The sequence below is a fragment of the Stutzerimonas stutzeri genome, assembly GCF_002909485.1.
Lineage (GTDB): Bacteria > Pseudomonadota > Gammaproteobacteria > Pseudomonadales > Pseudomonadaceae > Stutzerimonas > Stutzerimonas stutzeri_AH.
The window spans coordinates 102573-123357 of sequence record NZ_PPXG01000002.1 but is presented as its reverse complement, the minus strand read 5'-3'; the positions used below and the strand labels follow the sequence as shown (position 1 = coordinate 123357).

At 63.4% G+C, this 20785-nt stretch carries 20 protein-coding genes; 10 read left to right on the top strand and 10 right to left on the bottom strand.

The window, feature by feature from the left end; genetic code table 11:
- Positions 1-96 precede the first annotated feature (96 nt).
- The 3 genes from CXK91_RS04145 to CXK91_RS04135 are packed head-to-tail and all read right to left on the bottom strand — an operon-like array spanning position 97 to position 3673.
- The gene (locus CXK91_RS04145; protein ID WP_103455101.1) at positions 97-1584 is read right to left on the bottom strand and encodes an MFS transporter; all 1488 of its coding nucleotides are present in this window, start codon (positions 1582-1584) and stop codon (positions 97-99) included.
- A 14-nt stretch (positions 1585-1598) separates the two neighbouring features.
- Positions 1599-2057, bottom strand: a complete 459-nt coding sequence (locus CXK91_RS04140) for a universal stress protein (RefSeq protein ID WP_003281670.1) — start codon at positions 2055-2057, stop codon at positions 1599-1601.
- Between the two features lie 14 nt (positions 2058-2071).
- Positions 2072-3673 (bottom strand): NarK/NasA family nitrate transporter, encoded by a 1602-nt coding sequence (locus tag CXK91_RS04135; protein WP_103455100.1) that lies wholly within the window; start codon positions 3671-3673, stop codon positions 2072-2074.
- A gap of 326 nt (positions 3674-3999) precedes the next feature.
- On the opposite strand from CXK91_RS04135, the gene CXK91_RS04130 reads away from it, so the two are divergent.
- From CXK91_RS04130 to CXK91_RS04115, 4 genes are all read left to right on the top strand, one after another.
- Complete coding sequence (locus CXK91_RS04130; RefSeq protein WP_256055733.1) at positions 4000-5919, top strand: ATP-binding protein; 1920 nt, start codon at positions 4000-4002, stop codon at positions 5917-5919.
- Positions 5897-6505, top strand: a complete 609-nt coding sequence (narL, locus tag CXK91_RS04125; protein WP_256055738.1) for a two-component system response regulator NarL — start codon at positions 5897-5899, stop codon at positions 6503-6505. The genes CXK91_RS04130 and narL overlap by 23 nt, the downstream gene beginning before the upstream one ends.
- Positions 6506-6679: 174 nt before the next feature.
- Positions 6680-7465 (top strand): type IV pili methyl-accepting chemotaxis transducer N-terminal domain-containing protein, encoded by a 786-nt coding sequence (locus tag CXK91_RS04120; RefSeq protein ID WP_103455097.1) that lies wholly within the window; start codon positions 6680-6682, stop codon positions 7463-7465.
- An 80-nt stretch (positions 7466-7545) separates the two neighbouring features.
- The gene (locus CXK91_RS04115) at positions 7546-8241 is read left to right on the top strand and encodes a Crp/Fnr family transcriptional regulator (protein WP_103455096.1); all 696 of its coding nucleotides are present in this window, start codon (positions 7546-7548) and stop codon (positions 8239-8241) included.
- A 6-nt stretch (positions 8242-8247) separates the two neighbouring features.
- Here the strand turns inward: CXK91_RS04115 and CXK91_RS04110 are convergent, their stop codons facing one another.
- Positions 8248-8787: a DUF4345 domain-containing protein gene (locus CXK91_RS04110; protein ID WP_103455095.1), complete on the bottom strand. Its 540-nt coding sequence runs from the start codon at positions 8785-8787 to the stop codon at positions 8248-8250.
- Between the two features lie 192 nt (positions 8788-8979).
- Here CXK91_RS04110 and CXK91_RS04105 point away from each other — a divergent pair, with 192 nt between their 5' ends.
- Together CXK91_RS04105 and ypfJ are read left to right on the top strand one after the other, a co-directional pair.
- Complete coding sequence (locus tag CXK91_RS04105; protein WP_103455094.1) at positions 8980-9414, top strand: DUF411 domain-containing protein; 435 nt, start codon at positions 8980-8982, stop codon at positions 9412-9414.
- A 119-nt stretch (positions 9415-9533) separates the two neighbouring features.
- Positions 9534-10391: a KPN_02809 family neutral zinc metallopeptidase gene (gene ypfJ, locus CXK91_RS04100; RefSeq protein ID WP_103455093.1), complete on the top strand. Its 858-nt coding sequence runs from the start codon at positions 9534-9536 to the stop codon at positions 10389-10391.
- A gap of 147 nt (positions 10392-10538) precedes the next feature.
- On the opposite strand, the gene CXK91_RS04095 is transcribed toward ypfJ, so the two are convergent.
- From CXK91_RS04095 to CXK91_RS04085, 3 genes are all read right to left on the bottom strand, one after another.
- Positions 10539-11129 carry an HAD family hydrolase gene (locus CXK91_RS04095; RefSeq protein WP_103455092.1) on the bottom strand — a complete coding sequence of 197 codons (591 nt, stop codon included), beginning with the start codon at positions 11127-11129 and terminating at the stop codon, positions 10539-10541.
- Positions 11126-11995 (bottom strand): acyl-CoA thioesterase II, encoded by an 870-nt coding sequence (gene tesB, locus CXK91_RS04090; protein ID WP_103455091.1) that lies wholly within the window; start codon positions 11993-11995, stop codon positions 11126-11128. The genes CXK91_RS04095 and tesB overlap by 4 nt, the downstream gene beginning before the upstream one ends.
- Before the next feature lie 75 nt (positions 11996-12070).
- A complete protein-coding gene (locus CXK91_RS04085; RefSeq protein ID WP_103455090.1) occupies positions 12071-12625 on the bottom strand; it encodes a GNAT family N-acetyltransferase in 555 nt (184 codons plus the stop codon).
- A gap of 71 nt (positions 12626-12696) precedes the next feature.
- On the opposite strand from CXK91_RS04085, the gene CXK91_RS04080 reads away from it, so the two are divergent.
- Both CXK91_RS04080 and CXK91_RS04075 read left to right on the top strand, forming a co-directional pair.
- Entirely contained in the window at positions 12697-13617 is a 921-nt protein-coding gene (locus CXK91_RS04080) for a histone deacetylase family protein (RefSeq protein ID WP_103455089.1), read from the top strand.
- A 53-nt stretch (positions 13618-13670) separates the two neighbouring features.
- Positions 13671-14924: a TIGR03862 family flavoprotein gene (locus CXK91_RS04075; protein ID WP_103455088.1), complete on the top strand. Its 1254-nt coding sequence runs from the start codon at positions 13671-13673 to the stop codon at positions 14922-14924.
- Positions 14925-14967: 43 nt separating this feature from the next.
- On the opposite strand, the gene adhP is transcribed toward CXK91_RS04075, so the two are convergent.
- The 3 genes from adhP to CXK91_RS04060 all read right to left on the bottom strand — a co-directional run bounded on the left by adhP (position 14968) and on the right by CXK91_RS04060 (position 17972).
- On the bottom strand, positions 14968-15990 hold the full coding sequence (gene adhP / locus CXK91_RS04070) for an alcohol dehydrogenase AdhP (protein ID WP_103455087.1): 1023 nt from the start codon (positions 15988-15990) through the stop codon (positions 14968-14970).
- A 280-nt stretch (positions 15991-16270) separates the two neighbouring features.
- Positions 16271-16576, bottom strand: a complete 306-nt coding sequence (locus CXK91_RS04065) for a DUF2845 domain-containing protein (RefSeq protein ID WP_102856731.1) — start codon at positions 16574-16576, stop codon at positions 16271-16273.
- Positions 16577-16646: 70 nt separating this feature from the next.
- On the bottom strand, positions 16647-17972 hold the full coding sequence (locus CXK91_RS04060; RefSeq protein WP_103455086.1) for a DEAD/DEAH box helicase: 1326 nt from the start codon (positions 17970-17972) through the stop codon (positions 16647-16649).
- A gap of 212 nt (positions 17973-18184) precedes the next feature.
- Between CXK91_RS04060 and CXK91_RS04055 the strand changes: the two genes are divergently transcribed.
- Positions 18185-19873, top strand: coding sequence for a cation:proton antiporter (locus CXK91_RS04055; protein WP_103455085.1), 1689 nt, complete (start codon positions 18185-18187; stop codon positions 19871-19873).
- Between the two features lie 99 nt (positions 19874-19972).
- A complete protein-coding gene (locus tag CXK91_RS04050) occupies positions 19973-20785 on the top strand; it encodes an EAL domain-containing protein (protein ID WP_103455084.1) in 813 nt (270 codons plus the stop codon).

Below are 20785 nucleotides of genomic sequence, written 5' to 3'. Positions count from 1 at the left end.
CTCCTCACTCCGGTTGCGAACCACTGGCCCGACCGGTCGGCTTATCAATTTCGGCTTGCGCCAGCCGATGTGGCTGGCGCATTCATTCGTTGAACGTCAGGACGCGAGCTTCTGGCGGGCCTCCAGCTCCCGGTCGACGCTGGACACGTAGTACTCATCGGAGAACGCCCCTTCGGGCTCCTTCAGCCAGAGCAGGCAGAGCCCGAAGCTGACGAACGCACCGACGGCAATCACCATGAAGAACTGCGAGGGGGTGACGAATGTGTAGAGGGTCAGGTAGCAGACGGCGCCAACGTTGCCGTAGGCCCCGGCCATGCCGGAGATCTGCCCGGTCACCCGGCGCTTGATCGAAGGGATGATCCCGAAGGTCGCGCCCTCGGCACCCTGGACGAACACCGAGCAGAGCACGGTGATCGCCACGGCGACGATCAGCGGCCACTTGGAGTTCATCAGCCCCATCAGCAGGAAGCCCACGGAGATGCCGAGCATGTACGCCAGCATTACGAAGCGGCGGTTGCCGAAGCGGTCGGAGACCAGGCCACCCATGGGGCGAGCCACCAGGTTCACGAACGCAAAGGAAGCGGCAATGATGCCGGCGGTAGTCGGAGTCAGGCCCCAGGTCTGCTCGAAGAACATCGGCAGCATCGATACCACCGCCAGCTCCGCACCGAAGTTGGCGAAGTAGGTGGAGTTCAGTGCAGCCACGGTGTTGAAGGGGTACTTGTCGTCTTCCGGCACGCCCTTCTTCAGAATCGGAACGTTGACCCGCAGGATCTGCACCACCTGGAACACAACCACCAGAACGATCGCCGCGTAGCAGATCATCGCGCCGGTGGAGCCCAGATAACCCAGACCCTCGATACGCCAGACCAGAATGCCGAGCACGCCGACCATGGGGATGGTCCAGGCGATCAACTTGAACATGTCGGCCCAGGTGCTGACTTCCAGCGCGCTGGCCTTGTGCGGCTTGCGGTGGATGGTGCCGACCGGGCCGTCGGTGAGGGCGAACCAGTAGTACACACCGTAGAGAGCCATGATGATCGCCGAACTGGCGATCGCCCAACGCCAGCCGTCCGGACCGCCGAAAGCGTGGATGGCAATGGCTGGCAGGCTCATCGCTGCCGCAGCGGAACCGAAGTTGCCCCAGCCTGCGTAGAAGCCCTCGGCGAAACCGATGTCCTTGGGCTTGAACCACATGGCGGTCATATGAATGCCGACCACGAAGCTGGCGCCGATGGAGCTGAGGATCAGCCGCGATACCAGCAGCTGGGTGCGGCTGTCACCGAAGGCGAAGAACAGCGCCGGAGCGGCCATCACCACCAGTAGTACCGAGAACACCCGGCGCGGGCCCCAATGGTCGAGCGCCATGCCGACCAAAATCCGCGCAGGAATGGTCAGCGCGACGTTGGCGATAGCGAACAGCTTGAGGTCCTCGGGCGTCAGCCAGTTCACGCTTTTCAGCATGCTCGAGGCCAGCGGCGCCATGCCGAACCAGACGAAGAAACAGATGTAGAAGGCAATCCAGGTCAGATGCAGAGCACGGACTTCGGGGCGCTTCCATTCGAACAGCGTAGAAACTCTCATGTTGAGCTCCTCACTCAGGGGCAGGCTTGAATCAGGACCGGGCAAGGCGCCCGGCGGGCCAGGAAAGCGCTCACGCTGCCGAAGGTCATGTAGTCGAGCTCGTCGACCAGCAGATTCAGCGAGCGGGAAATGAAGCCGCCGTCCGGTTCGTTTGAATGCCGCGCAATCACCAGCAGGTCGGGCTTCTTGTGCTCGGCCGCCTTGAGAATCATCTTGCGGGCGTCGCCTTCGGCGAGAATCACGTCGGCGTCCAGGCCGAAGGCGCTGACCTTGTCAGCCGCCTCCTGCAGGAAACCGCGGAACTCGTTGCGCTCGCGCTCGTAAAGCTCGACGGCCGAATCGCTGGTGTCACGGGTCTCTTCCACCACCCCGACCAGCATGATCAGCGGCTTGAGCGGGCCGAACATGTCGAGGGTGGCGTCCAGGGCTTTCCTGGCGTTACGCGAGTTGTCGTAGGCAATCATGATCTTCATAACGCACTCCAGACTCAGGGGTTCTTCACGTAGGCGTTGGGGCGCAGGTAGAACCACCAGTTGAGGATCAGGCACAGCGCGCAGAAGACCGCGAAACCGTACATGGCCACTTCGGGAGTACCGGCCTTGACCTGTTCGCCGATCACGATCGGGGCGACGAAGGAGCCGTAGGCGGCAACGGCGGAGGTCCAGCCGAGTACCGGGCCGGCCTTCTCGCGGTCGTAAATCACGCCGATGGTGCGGAAGGTGGAACCGTTGCCGATGCCGCTGGCAGCGAACAGCACCAGGAACAGCACCAGGAAGAGGAAGAAGAACTCTTCAGGCTGGGTCGAGCCGTAGGCTTGCTGCATGACATAGCCGGCCGCGACCGAGGCGATCACCATCACCACCGAGACGATCTGAGTGACGATGGAGCCGCCGACCTTGTCGGAAATCCAGCCGCCCAGCGGACGAATCAGGGCGCCGATGAACGGGCCGATCCAGGCGTAAGTCAGGGCGCTAGGCGCATTCGGATTGACGACGCGGGTGACGGTGCCGTCCGCGGCCACTTCGTTCATGAAGCCGAAGATCACGGTGATCGACAGCGGCAGCGCCATCGAGAAGCCGATGAAGGAGCCGAACGTCAGGATGTAAAGGATGCTCATCGACCAGGTGTGCTTGTCGCGGAAGATCGCGAACTGACGCTTGATGTTCGGGCTGATGCTGCCTGGCAGCATGCGCAGCATGCCGAGGGTCAGGCCGATGGTGAGCAGCATTACTCCCCACATGTTCAGCACGCCAAGGCCTACAGGTGCCGGCAGGTAGAGGTACAGGCCAACCGCAGCGGCAGCGAAGGCCACGGCGTAGAGGCCAATAATCTTGCCGAAAGCGTTCAGCGGATAACCCGGTGTCGGCGAAATCACCAGCAGGTTGTTCATGCCCTTCCAGCCAGCGAAGGCCAGCGGAATCAGGAACAACAGCCACACCCAACCGGCGTTCTGAATCCAGGTTTCAGTACCGGCGGGGATCTTGCCAATCAGCGTACCGCTGTCCTTGAGCAGCTCCATCGGCGCACCGGCGAAGACTCCGAACACGCCGGCGGTCATCACCAGCGGAATCAGGATCTGCATGGTGGTAACGCCGAAGTTGCCCAGGCCGGCGTTCAGACCTAGAGCCAGGCCCTGCTGATTCTTCGGAAAGAAGGTGCTGATGTTGCTCATGGAGCAGGCGAAGTTGCCGCCGCCGATTCCGGAGAGGAAAGCCAGCAGCTGGAACACCCACAGCGGCGTGTCCTGGCTCTGCAGCGCGATGCCCGCACCAGCAGCCGGAATCATCAGCAGTGCGGTGGTCAGGAAGATGGTGTTGCGTCCGCCGGCGATGCGGATCATGAACGAAGCCGGAATACGCAGGGTGGCGCCCGTGAGGCCAGCGATGGCGGTCAGGGTGAACAGCTCAGCAGGTGCAAAGGGAAAACCCAGGTTGAGCATCTGCACCGTGACGATGCCCCACATCAACCAGATGGCGAACCCCATCAGCAGGCTCGGGATGGAAATCCAGAGATTGCGATTGGCGATCCGCTTGCCGGTGGTATCCCAGAACGTCTGGTCCTCCACATCCCACTTTTCGATATTGCTCATGGTCGATCCTCTTGGCGCCAGGACCCCTGCTTGCAAAGGCAGCGGGATCAGGAATGGCTCGCACGCTAAGCGGGAGGGATCGATCCGAATTTGACCCAGATCAATACACGACTAGTGGCCTTTTGCTTGGAAACACATTTATACCTCCTGCGAGGTACCTCCCATATATCAATTAAAGTTGTTAATTATCAGTATGTTAACGACATAACCGGAGCATGCATTCACCTCGTTAAATTGGCTGAAATGCATTGTGAGTACATCCCCCACCATGGCCAGCGGTTGCCACAAAGCGCAGAATGAGGCACCGCCCGACCGACGATTCGACCATGCCCCTTTCCGAAAGCGAGCAGCTCTCAACCCGCCACTCGATCGTGTTCAACACCTTGGTGGCCTTCGTGGTGATCATCGGTTTTTCGCTGGTCAGCATGCTCGCCAGCCTGTACCTGGCCGACGCCCTGGAAGGTGATGCCGAGGCGATCAATCAGGCCGGCAGCCTGCGCATGCAGGCCTACCGACTGGCCTTCACCGCAGAGCACGGCCCGCAGGAGCAGCTCAAAGAGCGCATTGAAATGCTGGAGCGCACTCTGCGCTCGTCGTCGCTGCGTTCGGCCCTGCACCGCCATGGCAATACACCTCTGCCGATGCTGCATGCCGGCGTGCTGCAGCACTGGTTGGAACGCATGCGGCCGCTACTCGACACGCAACCTCCGCAGCTCGAGGACTATCGCCGAGAGGCACCGGAGTTCGTCAGCGAACTGGACGACTTCGTGCGCACCCTGCAGGAGGCTTCCGAAGGCAAGCTTGGCGTCATCCGCGCGCTGCAGGCCGGCACGCTATTCATCATCGTGCTGATCGCCTTCGTGCTGATCTATGGGCTGCACAACAATCTGGCGTCACCGCTGCGAAGCCTGACCAAGATGGCTCGCGACATCGGCAAGGGCGACTTCAGCGGCCAGGTAAAGATTCCCGGCGACACCGAGCTGAGCCTGCTGGCACGCACGCTGAACCAGATGAGCAGGGAGCTGGCCGGGCTCTACGCGGAGATGGAGCAGAAGGTCGATGACAAGACAGCCGCGCTGACGCGCAGCAACGCCACCCTGCAACTGCTGTTCAACAGTGCCCGGATGCTCTACAGCCAGCCGGACGATCCCTCGCAAATGATGGGCTCGCTGCTTGCCAAGGTGCAGCAGATCCTTGGCACAGGGCCGATCTCGCTGTGCCTGAATCGCTCGGCGGAGGCCGGCAGCCACACAGCGATGACCTCGCGCGATCTGCAACCGCCGGAGTACTGCAAGCTGCCGCAGTGCGATGTTTGCCCGGTCAACCAGACGGGCCGGCTGCCGAGCGGTGAAGAGCTGATGACCTTCGAGCTGCGCTCCGGCCAGGACGATCTTGGCTCCCTGCGCGTCGCGCATACGGCAGGCGAACCGCTGGAGTCCTGGCAGACGCTGCTGCTGACGACCCTGGCAGACCTCTTCGCCGCGTCGCTGAGCCTGGCACAGCTGGGCCAGAAGCAGGCGCGTCTGGCGCTGATGGAAGAGCGCGCGGTGATCGCTCGCGAACTGCACGATTCCCTCGCCCAGGCGCTGTCCGCACAGAAGCTGCAGCTGGCTCGCCTCAAACGGCTGATGCAGAAGGAGAGCAGCCAGGCGCAGCTGGACGACAGCGTGCAGCAGATCGATCAGGGCCTGAATGCGGCCTACCGACAGTTACGCGAGTTGCTGACCACCTTCCGCATCAAGGTCAACGAACCGGGATTCAAACCTGCGCTGCTGGCGACGATCAAGGAATTCAGCGCCAACTCCGGCCTGCAGATCGAGAACGACTACCACCTCGATCACTGCCCGCTGACGCCAAACGAAGAAGTGCATTGCCTGCAGATCATTCGCGAAGCACTGAGTAACGTGGTCAAGCATGCCGAAGCGGACCACTGCTGGTTGCGCCTGACGCAGGACAGCACCGGCACCATTCACGTCAATATCGAAGATAACGGCATCGGCATCCGCCCCGAAGAACAGCGCACCGGCCACTACGGCCTGATCATCTTGCAGGAACGCGCTAGCAGCCTGAACGGCAATATCAGTATTGGCCTGCGTCCCGCTGGCGGCACTCAGGTACACCTGAGATTCCCGCCCGCGTACCGCCACATTCCCCTGAAACAGGAGCCTGTCACGCATGAGCGAAGGGACAACCACACGAATCCTGCTGGTCGACGACCACCCCATGATGCGTCGGGGTCTGCGTGACCTGCTGGATCTGGAAGACGATCTGGAGATGGTCGGCGAGGCGGGCAACGGCGAAGACGCCATCCGGCTGGCACTGCAGATAGAGCCCGACCTGATCCTGATGGATCTCAACATGCCGGGCATCGACGGCCTGGAAACCACCCGGCGCATGCGCGACGCAGATATCGATGCCCGCATCATCATGTTCACCGTTTCCGACGAGCAGAGCCATGTACTCGAGGCACTGCGCAACGGCGCAGATGGCTACCTGCTCAAGGACATGGACGCCGAGCAGTTGATCGAACAGATCCGCCTCGCCGCAACCGGGCGCATGGCACTGAGCCCCGAGCTCACGCAGGTACTTGCCGAAGCGATCCGAGTGCGCCCGAAACCCACTGGCCAAGTGCTTTTTTCCAACCTGACGAAGCGCGAAAAGGAGGTGCTGCGACTGATCGCCAAGGGCCAGAGCAACAAGATGATTGCGCGCAAACTGGGCATCACCGAAGGCACCGTCAAGGTCCACGTGAAGAACCTGCTGCACAAGCTGGGGTTGCGCTCACGGGTCGAGGCGGCGGTCTGGGTGCTGGAAAACGAAGCGAAGGGCTGACGGAGAACGACTCGGCTGCGCCAGCGATTCTGTGCGCAATCGCCCAACCTGGAACACTGCTTCGACGACCTTGACGATCATCAATGCCATCGCTGCGAAGCGCTCTATCGTCTCGACCTCGCCGAGCTGACCGAACGGTCAGCATCGTGCCCGCCCGGACGTAAGGAGCGCCCCATGTTCAAGATTCTGCTACCCACCTCGCTGCTGCTTGCCCTGCTGGCTACCAGTCTTCCCGGCCAGGCCGCTATCAGCGACGCCGAAGCAGTCAACCGTGCAGGCATGCAGCGCATGCTCGGCCAGCGCATCGCCAAGAGCTACCTGATGATCGGCACCGACACCCGTGTCGACATCGCCGCCGGCCAGCTCGACAGCAGCATTGCCACTGTCGAGGAAAACGCCCAGCTGCTCGACGACTATGCCCCCAACGATGGCATTCGCAAGGCACTGAGCGAGGCAACGCAGACCTGGAACCAGTATCGCCAGGTAGCCCTCACGCGCCCTGACCGCGAACAGTCAGCCGAAGTGTTGCGCCTGGCCGAACGCTTTCTCGGCCAGAGCGAAGCCCTGGTCCAGGAGATCGAGCGTCATAGCGGCAACCAGGCAGCACGCCTGGTCAACCGCAGCGGGCGCCAGCGCATGCTCAGCCAGCGTATTGCCATGCTCTATCTGGCCATGACCTGGAAGCTGCCGGAGCAACGCCTGCGTGGTGACTTCGACGCAGCGGTAGTAGAGTTCGAACGCGGTCTGGAGGAGCTGAACAAGGCGCCGCAGAACACCGAGCAGATCAACCGCCAGCTCGATCAGATCGGCGCGCAATGGCGTTTCGCCCGAGCCGGCTTCAGCCTGGCCGACGACGCACGCTACGTACCGACAGTAATCGTCACCACCAGCGATTCGCTGCTGCGCAAGATCGAGCAGCTGACGCTGGACTATGAGCGCCTGGCCGGAAGCAGCCGCTGACCCACTACCTACCCTGCCCAGAAAGAGGTATGGCCTGGCAGCGCGGCGCAACCTAGCATGCCCCTATCAAAAGGAAGGGGATGGTCATGCTGACAGGCTCTGCAGTGCTCAATACGTTGCGCCGTCATCATCTATTCAGCGGGCTGGCCGAGGCGGCCCTGCAGGACATAGCCACGCACACCACGGTCAAGCGTCTACCGGCTGGCTGTACGCTGTTCCATCAGGGCGCTGTCGCCGAACACTTTCATGTACTGATCAGCGGTCAGGTCAAACTGCACCGGGTCACCTGTGATGGCCAGGAAAAGGTTATCGAAGTGGTCCGTCCGGGCGAAGCCTTCGCCGAAGCGATGCTATTCAACAAACTTCCCGAACATCCGCTGAGCGCTACCACCCTCAAGGAAAGCCTGGTGCTCAACGTGCAAAACAGTCACTACCTGCGCTTGCTCGAAACCCAGCCGCAGCTGTGCATGCAGTTGCTCAGCAGCCTTAGCGCACGGCTGAACCAGCGACTGCACCAGATCGACAGCCTGACCTCATCGAATGTCAGCCAACGCGTGGTGCGTTACCTGTTTCAGGAACTGCAAGCGGCGCGCAGCGGTGTGATTGATCTGGATATGCCCAAGCGCCTGATCGCTTCACAACTGGGCATTCAGCCGGAAACGCTGTCTCGTATCCTGCATCGACTGACCGACGCCGGACTAATCGCAGTCCAGCGGCGACGGATAGAAATTCTCGACCACCTGAGCCTCTCGGCCTACCTCGACGCGGCAGCCTGACCACCATCAAGCGTTCGGATCACCGCGACGAAATGGCTCCGGTGCAACCTCCGCTGGCGCGGGCTCGATTGGCGGCGGCACATCGCCCAGCTTGAAGGGTTTCGGTGGCTCGCTGGCCAGCCTTCGGGCGGCAGGTGCAATGCGCTCCGGTTCAGGTTCCGGCCGCTCGCGAATAGCTCGCCAGGCTATCCCTGCGAGCACCGCGGCCAGCACTCGGTAGATCAGCGAGGCCAGGTCGAAGCCGACCAGCTCGCCGCCGTCCAGCCAGAGCGATACCAGTCTGCCCAGCACCAGCGCCGACATGGTAATCATCAGCATCATCAGCGCCGGGCGGGCTCGCTCGGGGGCACGAGCGGCCCAGATCAGGAACAACGCCAAGCCCAGTTGCAGGCCACCGTAGTAGACCCGCATGTGACTGACAGACGCGCCCTCCATCAGCAGCATGCCGTTCAGATTGGCCATCTCGTAGGGTCGCAACCAGTAGGCCAAGCTCAGGCTGGCCATCACCAGCGCCTGCACAAGCAGAACGAAACGGGCAAAACGCATCGAAAACTCTCCTGATGAACGACTCGCTATACCGGTTGGCATGGGACTGTCGTTGCGACGGTTTTGTTCTGTGCTACCTGAGCCAACCGACCGTCTGAAAGCCGCCGCCACTAAGACAAACGCATAACAACCGTGCCTTGGGCGCAGCCGCGAGCCGGCGTACTCTAAAACTCTCGCCTGTTGGAGATTGCCATGCGCCGCCTTCTGCTTGCTCCCTTTCTTTTCGCCGGCCTGACCCACGCTGCCGAACCCATCGCCATCGACGTCTATCGCGACCCCAACTGCGGGTGCTGCGAGGAGTGGATCGACCATCTGCAGGACAACGGCTTCGTGGTGACCGATCACGTGGTCAACGACATGACTTCGGTAAAGATGGAACACGGCGTTCCGCACCGCCTCGGGTCGTGCCATACCGGCGTGATCGACGGCAAATTCGTCGAAGGCCACGTGCCGGCGGCCGACATACTCAAGCTGCGCGCGCGCCCCGACCTGATGGGTGCCGCCGTGCCTGGCATGCCGATCGGCTCGCCAGGCATGGAAATGGGCGAGCGCAGGGATGCCTTCAAGGTCATCGGCGTCAGCAAGCAAGGTGAGGAAAGCGTACTCACCGAATACCCGGGCAACTGACGAGTCGCCTCATTGCGAGCCGGCTGCAGCTTTTTCGTGCGCAGCGGGTCTTAACAGAGGGCAGCGGCCGCTTGGTTGCCGCTACCACTCATCCTGCCAACCGTTCAAAGGGATAATTCATGCGATGGAATCGAGGCCGACGCAGCGACAACGTAGTGGATGCCAGAGGCCGCAGCGGCATGCGCCTGGGTGGCGGCCTGGGGCTGGGCGGCATCGCCATCGTCGTAATCATCGGCCTGCTCTCCGGCCAGGACCCCATGCAGATCATCGGCCAGCTAGCCAACCAGAGCGGACCCGCCGTTTCCCAGCAAGGCCAACGCCCGGCGGGCGACGATCCGCAGGTCGAGTTCGTACGTGCCGTACTCGGTGATACCGAAGACACCTGGCGCGCCCTCTTCCAACAGAACGGCGCGCAGTATCGCGACCCAACGCTCGTGCTGTTTCGCGGCGGCGTGAACTCAGCGTGCGGCTTCGCCAGCTCCGCAGTAGGCCCGTTCTATTGCCCAGGCGATCAGCAGGTCTATCTCGATCTGCAGTTTTTCGACGAGATGGCCCGGCGCTTCTCTGCTAGCGGCGACTTCGCACAGGCCTACGTAATTGCCCATGAAGTCGGCCATCACGTGCAGACTCTGCTCGGGGTGTCACAGCAGATGCAGAACGCCCGCCAGCGCGGTGCAAAAATGGAGGGCGACAACGGCCTGCTGGTTCGCCAGGAACTGCAGGCCGATTGTTTCGCCGGTGTCTGGGCACACCATGCGCAGCAGCGACATGACTGGCTGGAAGAAGGTGATCTGGAGGAGGCGCTGAACGCTGCCAATGCCATCGGCGACGACAACCTGCAGAAGCGCAGTCAGGGCCGTGTAGTCCCGGACGCCTTCACCCACGGCACGTCCGCGCAGCGGGTACGCTGGTTCCGCGATGGCTTCGAGCATGGCGAGCCGGCCCGCTGCGACACCTTCAAGGCCGCACGTCTATAGGCAGTAGCATCGGTGGGCTAAAGCACCCCTTACCTCCGTCTAGAGCGTAGGTTATGCGCGGTTTTAACGGTGAGGGTGGCTTTGCCCGCAAGAGGTGGCAGCTCCGTCAGCGGATGCTGCCTTTACCATCCTGCTATCAAACCGGCCTCAAGCAAGCAGCTCGTGCAGCACCCGGCAATCGCGCGCATACAGGTCGGTGAGCTCCGGCCACTCATTGTGCGGCATGTTGACCAGTACCCCGCGCGCTCCGGCTGCCCTGGCGCATTCCAGGTCGAAGCGGTAGTCGCCAACCATGAGCATCGCCGAAGGGGCCACGCCCCAGCGCTCGGCTAGCTGCAGCAGTCCGCCCGGGTGCGGTTTGGGCGGCGCCTCGTCGCGACCGAGAATGTCCTCGGGTAGAAAGCAATCGCCCATTCCGACCGCTTCCAGCGTCACCCTGGCCAGTTCCTGGGCATTGCGGGTCAGCACACCGAGTCGGCAGCCGCGTTCACGCAGTGCCTGCAACAGCTCGCGGGCACCCTCTGCCGGCCGCGCCGCATAGGCCAGTTCACGCTCGTGCTCAAGCAACCAGGCATGCTTCGCCGCAGCCTGGTCCGTCGGCAACGCCGCCAGGTGGTGCAGGATGTCGTCCTCTTCGGGAATATCCAGTGCACGCCGGATGGCGGCAAAATCGTGCACGGCGATGGTCAGGGTGCCGTCCATGTCGAACACCCAGTGACGAACGTCTGCGACTTTCACATCCAGTCCTCGCGCACACGGATCAGGCCTTCCTGGGCCACCGAAGCAACCAGTTCGCCCTGGCGGTTGAAGATGCTGCCACGAGCGAACCCCCGCGCATTGCCTGCCCACGGGCTGTCGATGGAGTACAGCAGCCAGTCATCCAGCTTCACCTCACGATGGAACCAGATCGCGTGGTCGAGGCTGGCAAGCTGGATGAACTTGCTCCACGAGCTGACGCCGTGCGGTTGCAGAGCGGTGCCAATGAAACTGAAGTCCGACGCATAGGCCAGCAGATACTTGTGCAGCGCCGGGCTGTCAGGCAACGAACCATCGGCGCGGAACCAGAGGTGGCGAACCGGCTCGATGGGCTGCGGATTGGCCGGATCGATCAGCGTCACCGGGCGAATCTCGATGGGTTTTGGTCTGCGCAGCTTCTCCATCACCCGGTCCGGGACCATCGGCGAGAGTTTGTGCAGCAGCTCCCACTCACTGGGCAGGTCGTCCGGCCCGACCACGTCCGGCATTGGCAACTGGTGCTCGTAGCCGCTTTCCTGGGCCTGAAACGAGGCGATGCCGGTAAAGATGGTCTGCCCCTTCTGGATCGCACTGACCCGACGCGTCGTGAAGCTGCCGCCGTCACGCACGCGGTCGACGTCGTAGACTACGGGCTGGTGCGAGTCGCCGGGACGCAGGAAATAACCGTGCAGCGAATGCACATGGCGTTCCGGTGTGACCGTCTGGCTTGCGGCGGAGATGACCTGACCGAGCACCTGACCACCGAACAGCTGGGGAAACCCAAGGTCCTGACTGGCGCCACGGAACAGGTTTTCCTCGATACGTTCCAGAGTCAGCAGGTTGACCAGGGCGTCGAGTATCTGGGTCATTTCGGGGTCCTTGAGGGGCTGGCGTAGGGGCGCGCCATGTTACGGATTTCGCCGCCAACGCTCCAGCAACCGTGCTCATCGCCGCCAATCGTCACGCGGCAACCGATAAAGCACTTGAGCGTGCAGCGGATGTTCGGGCGGCAGGTCTGGATGGCCGAACGACGGGGTGGGCTCCGGGTGCATGCCAAGCTCCTCCAGCAGCTGTCTGGCCGGCTCGTTGAGTCGAGCTGCGCAGGCCACTACTTCATCCAGTCGCAGTGCGCCGAACGCGCATTTCAGTACCGTCTCTGCGGCCTCATGGATCAGGCCCCGCCCCCAATGCTCGCACGCCATGGCCCAGCGTAGTTCAACCGTCGGCTTCGGCAACGGCACGTTGGACCAGACCAGGCCGCAATAGCCGATGAAGCCGCCAGTGTCCTTGCGCTCCAGCGCCCACAAGCCAAAGCCGTTGCGCAGCAAATGCAGCCTGCCCTGCACCATCAGTGCCGCGCATTCGTCACGGGACATCAGTGTCGGGTTGTAGCGCATCACTTCTGGATCGGCGCAGAGCCGCGCCAACGGCCCGAGGTCTTCGTCATGCCAGTTGCGCAGCCGTAGGCGCGTACTTTCGAGTGCGAGTCGTTCAACCATCCGTGCTCCCTTGAGCGCTCCGACGGCCAGCCTGCATACTGCGCCGCACATCCATCGAACACGCGTGGTTCATGTCGCTTCCCCTGGTATTTCATGACGATTACAGCCCGCCACTGCCGCCGGGCCATCGCTTTCCCATGGAGAAGTTCCGTCTGCTGCGCGACCATCTGGTCGCTTTGGGTTTGACCACAGACGAGGCGCTATTGCGCCCGGAGTTGTGTAGTCGGGAGATTCTGGCCCTGGCCCATGCCCCCGATTACGTCGCGCGCTACTGCAGCGGAGCGATGAGTCGCGACGAGCTGCGTCGCCTCGGTCTACCCTGGAGCCCGGAGCTTGCGCAGCGCACCGTGCGCGCGGTGGGAGGGTCGCTGCTGGCGGCCGAGCAAGCGCTTCAACATGGCCTGGCTTGCCATCTGGCCGGCGGCACGCACCATGCCCACCACGACCACGCGTCGGGCTTCTGCATCTTCAACGACCTGGCGGTGATCGCTCTGTATCTGCTGGAAAGCGGACAGGCGGGACGCGTGCTGATCTTCGATTGCGACGTGCATCAAGGCGACGGCACGGCGCGCATCCTGGAGAACGTGCCCGATGCGGTCACCGTCTCGCTGCACTGCGAGAAGAACTTCCCTACGCGCAAGGCCCGCAGCGACTGGGACATCCCGCTGCCGCCCGGGATGGGCGACGAGGCCTATCTGAAGGTGGTGCACGATACGCTGAACTACCTGCTGCCCATCTATCAGCCGGACCTGGTGCTCTACGACGCCGGGGTCGACGTGCATCGCGACGACGCCCTGGGCCTGCTTTCGCTCACCGATGCGGGACTCGCCGCGCGGGACAGCGCCGTACTGGATCACTGCCTGGGCCGCGATATCCCGGTGGTCGGCCTGATCGGCGGCGGTTACGACAAGGACCGCGCCCTGCTCGCCCGTCGTCACGCCACCCTGCACATCAGCGCAGCGGCGGCCTGGCAACGTCACGGGCTCGGCTGAGCATCCGCCAGCGGCTACAATGCCCGCCCCGTCATGTTCGCCAGGCCGCCGCCATGTCCCCGCCCGCCCCCACTTATCGTGTCGCCATCATCGGCGGCGGCCCCGCCGGCCTGATGGCCGCCGAGGTGCTCAGCGGGGCAGGTGTCGCCGTTGACCTGTACGACGCCATGCCTTCGGTGGGCCGCAAATTCCTCCTGGCCGGGGTCGGCGGCATGAACATCACCCACGCCGAGGATTACAGCGCTTTCGTTGGCCGCTACGGCGAGCGCGCCGAGCGCCTGCGGCCATTGCTCGATGCCTTCAACCCAGGGGCCTTGCGCGAATGGATTCATGGGCTTGGCATTGACACCTTCGTCGGCAGCTCGGGCCGGGTGTTCCCCACCGACATGAAGGCCGCGCCGCTGCTGCGTGCCTGGCTCAAGCGACTGCGTGAGAATGGCGTACGCATTCATACCCGCCAGCGCTGGCTGGGCTGGGACGACCACGGCGCGCTGCGTATCGCCGGTCCGGAAGGCGAAACCCGAGTCGACGCGCACGCCACCCTGCTCGCCCTCGGCGGCGGCAGTTGGGCGCGCCTGGGCTCGGATGGCGCCTGGGTGCCGTTGCTCGCGGCCCGCGGCGTTGCGATCGCGCCGCTGCAGCCGGCCAACTGTGGCTTCGAAGTAGCAGGCTGGAGCGCCCATCTCAGGGAAAAATTCGCTGGCGCGCCGCTGAAGACGGTCAGTCTCGCCCTGCCCGGCGTTACGCCGCGCAAAGGCGAATTCGTGCTCACCGCAACGGGAATCGAGGGCAGCCTGGTCTATGCGCTCTCGGCGCAGATCCGCGACACGATCAACCGCGATGGCGTCGCCACCGTGCTGCTCGACCTGCTGCCGGATCGCACGCAGTCGCAGATTGCCAGCGCCCTGGCCAAACCGCGGGGCTCGCAGTCGATGGCCAAGCATCTACATCGCCAGCTTAAGCTCGATGGGGTCAAGGCCGCGCTACTGCGTGAGCTGGCCGATGCCGAGACTTTCCAGGACCCGCAGGCCCTGGCCACGGCGATCAAGGCCATGCCCATCCGCCTGCTCCGCCCGCGCCCGCTGGACGAAGCGATCAGCAGCGCCGGCGGCGTACCGTTCGACGCGCTGGATGACAATCTGATGCTGCAGCGGCTGCCCGGCGTGTTCTGCTCAGGAGAGATGCTCGACTGGGAGGCGCCGACCGGCGGCTATCTGTTGACCGCCTGCTTCGCCAGCGGAAGGTACGCAGCCGAGGGAATGCTGCGCTGGCTGCAGACCGAAGAGCCCACAGCCACACAGGGTTGAAGGAGGGAAAGTGGCGGCCGAACGAGCCGGCCGCGCGTGGGGTTTACATCTTCATCACGATACGGCCTTCAATGCGCCCGGCACGCATGTCATCGAGGATCTGATTGATATTGTCGAGACTGTCGGTATGGATGGTCGATTTGACCAACCCTTCGCCAGCGAAGTCCAGCGCCTCCTGCAGATCGGCGCGGGTGCCGACGATGGAGCCGGTGATGCTGATCGCTTTGAGCACCACATCGAAGATCGGCGTCGGGAAATCACCCGGCGGCAGGCCAACCAGGGCCACGGTGCCACGTCGGCGGGCCATACCGATGGCCTGGCCGAAGGCGCTGTTGGACACCGCAGTGACCAGCACGCCGTGCGCCCCACCGATGTCGCGCTGCACCACCTCCACGGGGTTTTCCGTGCGTGCGTTGATGGTCAGGTTGGCGCCCAGGCGCTTGGCCAGTTCGAGCTTGGCATCATCTACATCCACCGCCACCACGTGCAGCCCCATGGCCTTGGCGTACTGCACGGCGACGTGGCCAAGGCCGCCGATACCGGATATCACCACCCATTGCCCGGGTCGGGCGCCAGTGACTTTAAGACCCTTGTAGACGGTGACCCCGGCACAGAGGATCGGCGCAATCTCGTCGAATTCGACATTCTTCGGCAGGATGCCCACATAGTTCGGGTCAGCCAGCACGTATTCGGCGTAACCGCCGTTCACCGAGTAACCGGTGTTCTGCTGGCCCTCGCAGAGGGTTTCCCACCCGGTCATACAGTGCTCGCAGCAGCCGCAGGCGGTATACAGCCAGGGTACGCCGACGCGATCGCCCTCTTTCACGCGCGTGACGCCGGCGCCGACGGCGGAGACATGGCCCACACCTTCATGGCCAGGGATGAATGGCAACGCCGGCTTGACCGGCCAGTCGCCCTCTGCGGCGTGGAGGTCGGTGTGGCATACACCGGAGGCGGCGATCTTCACCAGGATCTGTCCTGGGCCGGGCATCGGCACCTTGACTTCCTCGAGGCGCAGCGGCTCGCCGAAGGCGTGAACCACTGCTGCTTTCATGGTTTGGGTCATGGGCTTGCTCCTTGATTCGGGACGTTCGAGTCTGCAATGGGCAGACCGGAGCAAGCCTAGACCCAGATCAATCATCACGCGACGCTCTAGACCGCCCGTCGAGCGGTTATTGGCCGCATATCCGACGGCCGCGACCCGGAGCAGTACCGATTGCTGGCGACCGCCTAACTGGTGAACTCGAATATGTGGATAGTGATCGGCGCCGACGCACAAGCAGGCCCGGCCTGGGCTACGCCGTAACCGGCAGATTCACGTGTAGTCAGCTCAGCGTATCCGCGCCCTACGGGTTACGCTCCATCCGGATTTCAACCAAGCTGCCGTCAATGAAGCGCAGATGGTAGTGCGCGCCGTTTCGCGGGCCGTAGGCCCAGCGGTCGATCCTGACGGCACCCGGTTGTACGACGCCGTCGCTGCGCAGCGACGGCCCTTCGAAGGTTTGGCTATCGGCGGGCCCGCACTTGGCCTCGACCTGCTCACGTGTATCACCCAGGTGAACCAAGCGGGTGCCACACCTCATGGAAGCCTCTGCAGCCGCGCCAAACAGCGCGCCAGCCAGCAGTATGAGTGCGGTCGTCTTGCTGCCCATGCATCGTTATCCCCGCATGCAGCGCCTTAGCGCCTGGTTCGAAAGAGCTTAGCCCGTGCCTCTAAGATTCTCAGCGCTTCTTTGCAGGCTTGCCACCACCCAGGCTAGGCACCTTGCGGATGGGCTTGGCGTTTGGCTTTTCACTCTCGTCGAACCAGTTGCCGAGATGGATCTTGCCCTTGCCACTCCCCTCCTTGGGCTTTTTCGGTTTCTTCGGTTTCGTGATGATTTGCCCGCCGAGGGTGGTGGTCGGGACGCGATGATCGGGCACGAAACCCAATTCGTCGTGGCGCGGCAGCACCTGCTTGATCAGGGTTTCGATGGCCGCCAGCTGATCGACTTCATCGGCGCTGACCAACGATACCGCCTCGCCCGTGGCACCTGCCCGGCCGGTGCGACCGATGCGGTGCACGTAGTCCTCGGCAACGATCGGCAGGTCGAAGTTGACCACTTGCGGCAGGTCGTGGATATCCAAACCGCGCGCGGCGACATCGGTCGCCACCAGGACCTGCACCTCACCTGCCTTGAAGCGTTCCAGCGCGCGCAAGCGCGAGGCCTGCGGCTTGTCACCGTGGATCGCATCGCTGGAAATGCCGGCAGCCTGCAGCTCCTCCACCAGCTGGTCGACACCCTTGCGCGTCTTGACGAACACCAGCACTTGGCCCCAGCGCTTCTCCGCCAGCAGATGCAGGAACAGCTCGGACTTGCGCTTCTTGTCCACCGGCACCAGCCATTGCTTGACCGTCTTCGCCGCGGCATTGCGTGGGCTGACCTCGACCGACAGCGGGTCGCGCAGCAGCTCGCGGGCCATCTGCCGGATCGGCTCGGAGAAGGTCGCGGAAAACAGCAGGGTCTGGCGCTTTTTCGGCAGGGCGGAAAACAGCGCGTCCAGCTCTTCGGCGAAACCCAGATCGAGCATGCGGTCGGCTTCGTCGAGCACCAGCGCCTGCAGCTGGGCGAAGCCCACGGCGTTCTGCCGGTAGAGGTCGAGCAGGCGACCGGGCGTGGCCACCAGCACGTCGATGCCCTTGCGTAGCGCCATCATCTGCGGATTGATGCTGACCCCACCGTACACCGCGTAGGTACGCAGCGGCAGGTTCTGGCCGTAGACACGAAAGCTCTCGTGAACCTGCTCGGCCAGCTCGCGGGTTGGCACCAGCACCAGCGCACGCACCGAATTGCTCGCCACCTTGGCGCCTCCCATGGTCAGGCGCTGCAGCAAAGGCAAGGCAAAACCCGCGGTCTTGCCGGTGCCGGTCTGCGCCGCGGCCATCAGGTCGCGGCCCTTGAGCACGGCGGGAATGGCCTCGGTCTGCACCGGCGTCGGCTTGCGGTAGTCGAGGGTTTCCAGGGTCCGCAGCAGCGGATCGATCAGGCCCAGAGAGGCGAAGGTCATGGCAGGCTCGCAGCGCCGATTCGGCAGTATGAAAAAGGGCGGATTCTAGCAGCTGCCCGGTACGGCCCGCTCGATTGGCGCTCACCGGAAGCGCCGCGACGACAAGTGCGCTTTTCCAACTTTCCCCTCACCGGACAGTAGCGGCGAGCAGCGCGCTGCCGCAGGATAGACGCAGCGCTACGGCGCCGAATATCACTTGTACGGAGTCAACGATGGAAGCGCTGATCGCCCACGGCCCATTTGCCGAATTCGCCATGCTATTGATCATCTCCGCGGTGGTCGGGGCGATTGCGGTGAGCCTGCGCCAGCCGCTGCTGATCTCTTATATCGTGGTCGGCATCCTGCTGGGCCCGGCATTGTTCGGCCCGGTCAATGCGGCTGAGCAGATCCACCTGCTGGCCGAGATCGGGGTTGCCGTGCTGCTGTTCGTCGTCGGCCTCAAGCTCGACCTCGCGCATATCCGCAACATCGGCCCGGTGGCATTGGCCACGGGGCTCGGACAGCTGACCTTCACCATTGTCTTCGGCTTCGCGCTGACACTGCTGATGGGCAAGAGCACCATGGAGGCAATCTACATCGCCGTGGCGCTGACCTTTTCCAGCACCATCATCATCGTCAAGCTGCTCTCGGACAAACACGAGCTGGACTCGCTGCATGGGCGCATCGCGGTCGGCTTTCTGATCGTTCAGGACCTTGCCGTGGTGCTGGCGATGATGACCATGAGCGCCCTGCGCGGGGCCGGCGATGCCGGTTGGGTCGAGGTTTCCGGCTCGCTGCTACTGCGCCTGGCTGGCGCGGCCATCGTGATGTACGTGCTGATGCGCTACATCCTGCCGAAGCTGGTCAGCCGCATGGCGCGCTCGCAGGAGCTGCTGCTGATCTTCGCCATTGCCTGGGGTACCGGACTTGCCGCGCTGGGCGACTACGTTGGTTTCAGCAAGGAGGCCGGGGCATTCGTCGCCGGTTTTTCGCTGGCCTCGACCGCCTATCGCGAAGCGATGAACGCACGCCTGACCGGTATCCGCGATTTCATGCTGCTGTTCTTCTTCATCGACTTGGGCGGCAGGCTGGATTTCTCCACCCTCGGCAACGAGATCCTGCCGGCCGTCGTGCTGGCGTTGTTCGTGCTGATCGGCAATCCGCTGATCGTCATGGCGATCATGGGCTACATGGGTTATCGCAAGCGCACCGGTTTTCTCGCCGGGCTGACGGTGGCGCAGATCAGCGAGTTCTCCATCGTCTTCGTCGCCATGGGCATCACCCTCGGTCATGTCGGGCCAGAAGCGCTGGGGCTGACCACGCTGGTCGGCCTGGTCACCATCATGCTCTCGACCTACATGATCCTGTTCTCGCACCCGCTCTATGAACGCCTGGCACCATGGCTCGGAGTGTTCGAACGCAAGCGTCCGTACCGCGAACTGGAAGTGGAGGCGCAAGGCCGGCCGGACGGGCACCCGCGCATCATCGTCTTCGGCCTCGGCCGTTACGGCTCGCGCCTGCTGCAGCAGCTGGCCGATGCGCGCATGCCCGTCCTCGGCGTGGACTTCGACCCGGAGGCGGTGCGGACACTGCGCCGCTGCAAGCTGCCGGTGCGCTTCGGCGATGGCGAGGACCCCAGCTTTCTCGAGTCGCTGCCCTTGCAGCATGCTGAATGGGTAGTCACCAGTTTTCCGCAGTGGGAAGCCAACCGCGCCTTTCTGCATGCGCTCAAGCACGCCGGTTTCCGGGGCAAGATCGCCGGCGTGGTGCGCGATGACCAGCATGGCAAGGCGCTGGATGCAGCAGGCGTCGCTCGCGTGCTCAATCCCTTCACCGATGCCGCGGACTTTGCCGCGCGCAGCCTGATCGAGGAGCTAGGGGCCAAGACCAAGCCGGCGACGCACCCAGTCGCGAAGCACTGAAGGCTGTCATGCGTGCCGCGCTGGCAGACCAGCGGCCTTCAGTGATCCGCCGCACAGCCGCTAACCTGCTATTAGCCCGGCTCAAAGTTGAGTGCGCCCATGACATCAAGCAACACCAGTGTTAATCCAACCCCCGACGGCTACGCCTGCCATGGCCCGAGCGAGCACGGCGCCTGCCCCAGCTGCGCCAGTGGCGAGCGCCTGGGCTTCGGCTTCAGCTATGCCTTTCAGCCGATCATCGACCTGCGCGCCCGACAGATCTTCGCCCATGAAGCGCTGGTTCGCGGCGTCGGCGGCGAACCAGCGCCCACAGTGCTATCGCAAGTCACCGAGCAGAATCGCTTCCGCTTCGATCAGGCCGGACGGGTCAAAGCGATCAAGACGGCGTCCCGCCTGGGCATGCAGAGCAAGCTGTCTATCAATTTCATGCCCAACGCGATCTATCGTCCCGAGCTGTGCATCCGCTCGACGCTGGAAGCCGCCCGTGCCCACGATTTTCCCATCGAGCAAATCATCTTCGAGACCGTCGAAGGCGAGCGCATCAACGACGGCAAGTGGCTGACCGAGGTGTTCCGCGAATACCAGCGCATCGGCTTTCTCACCGCCATCGACGACTTCGGTGCGGGCTTCGCCGGGCTCAACCTGCTGGCCGACTTCCAGCCGGACATCATCAAGCTGGACATGGACCTGATCCGCGGCATCGACCAGAGCCGCACGCGCCAGGCCATTGTCCGGGCGACAGTGGGAATGTGCGAGGAGTTGGGTATTCAGGTGATCGGCGAGGGCGTCGAAACCGCGGACGAATGCAGCGCGCTGTTCGATCTGGGCATTCATCTGATGCAGGGCTATCTGTTCAGCCGGCCGCTGTTCGAAGCCTGCGGCCAGGCGGAACAGCTCGCCTGGCCGCAGTAA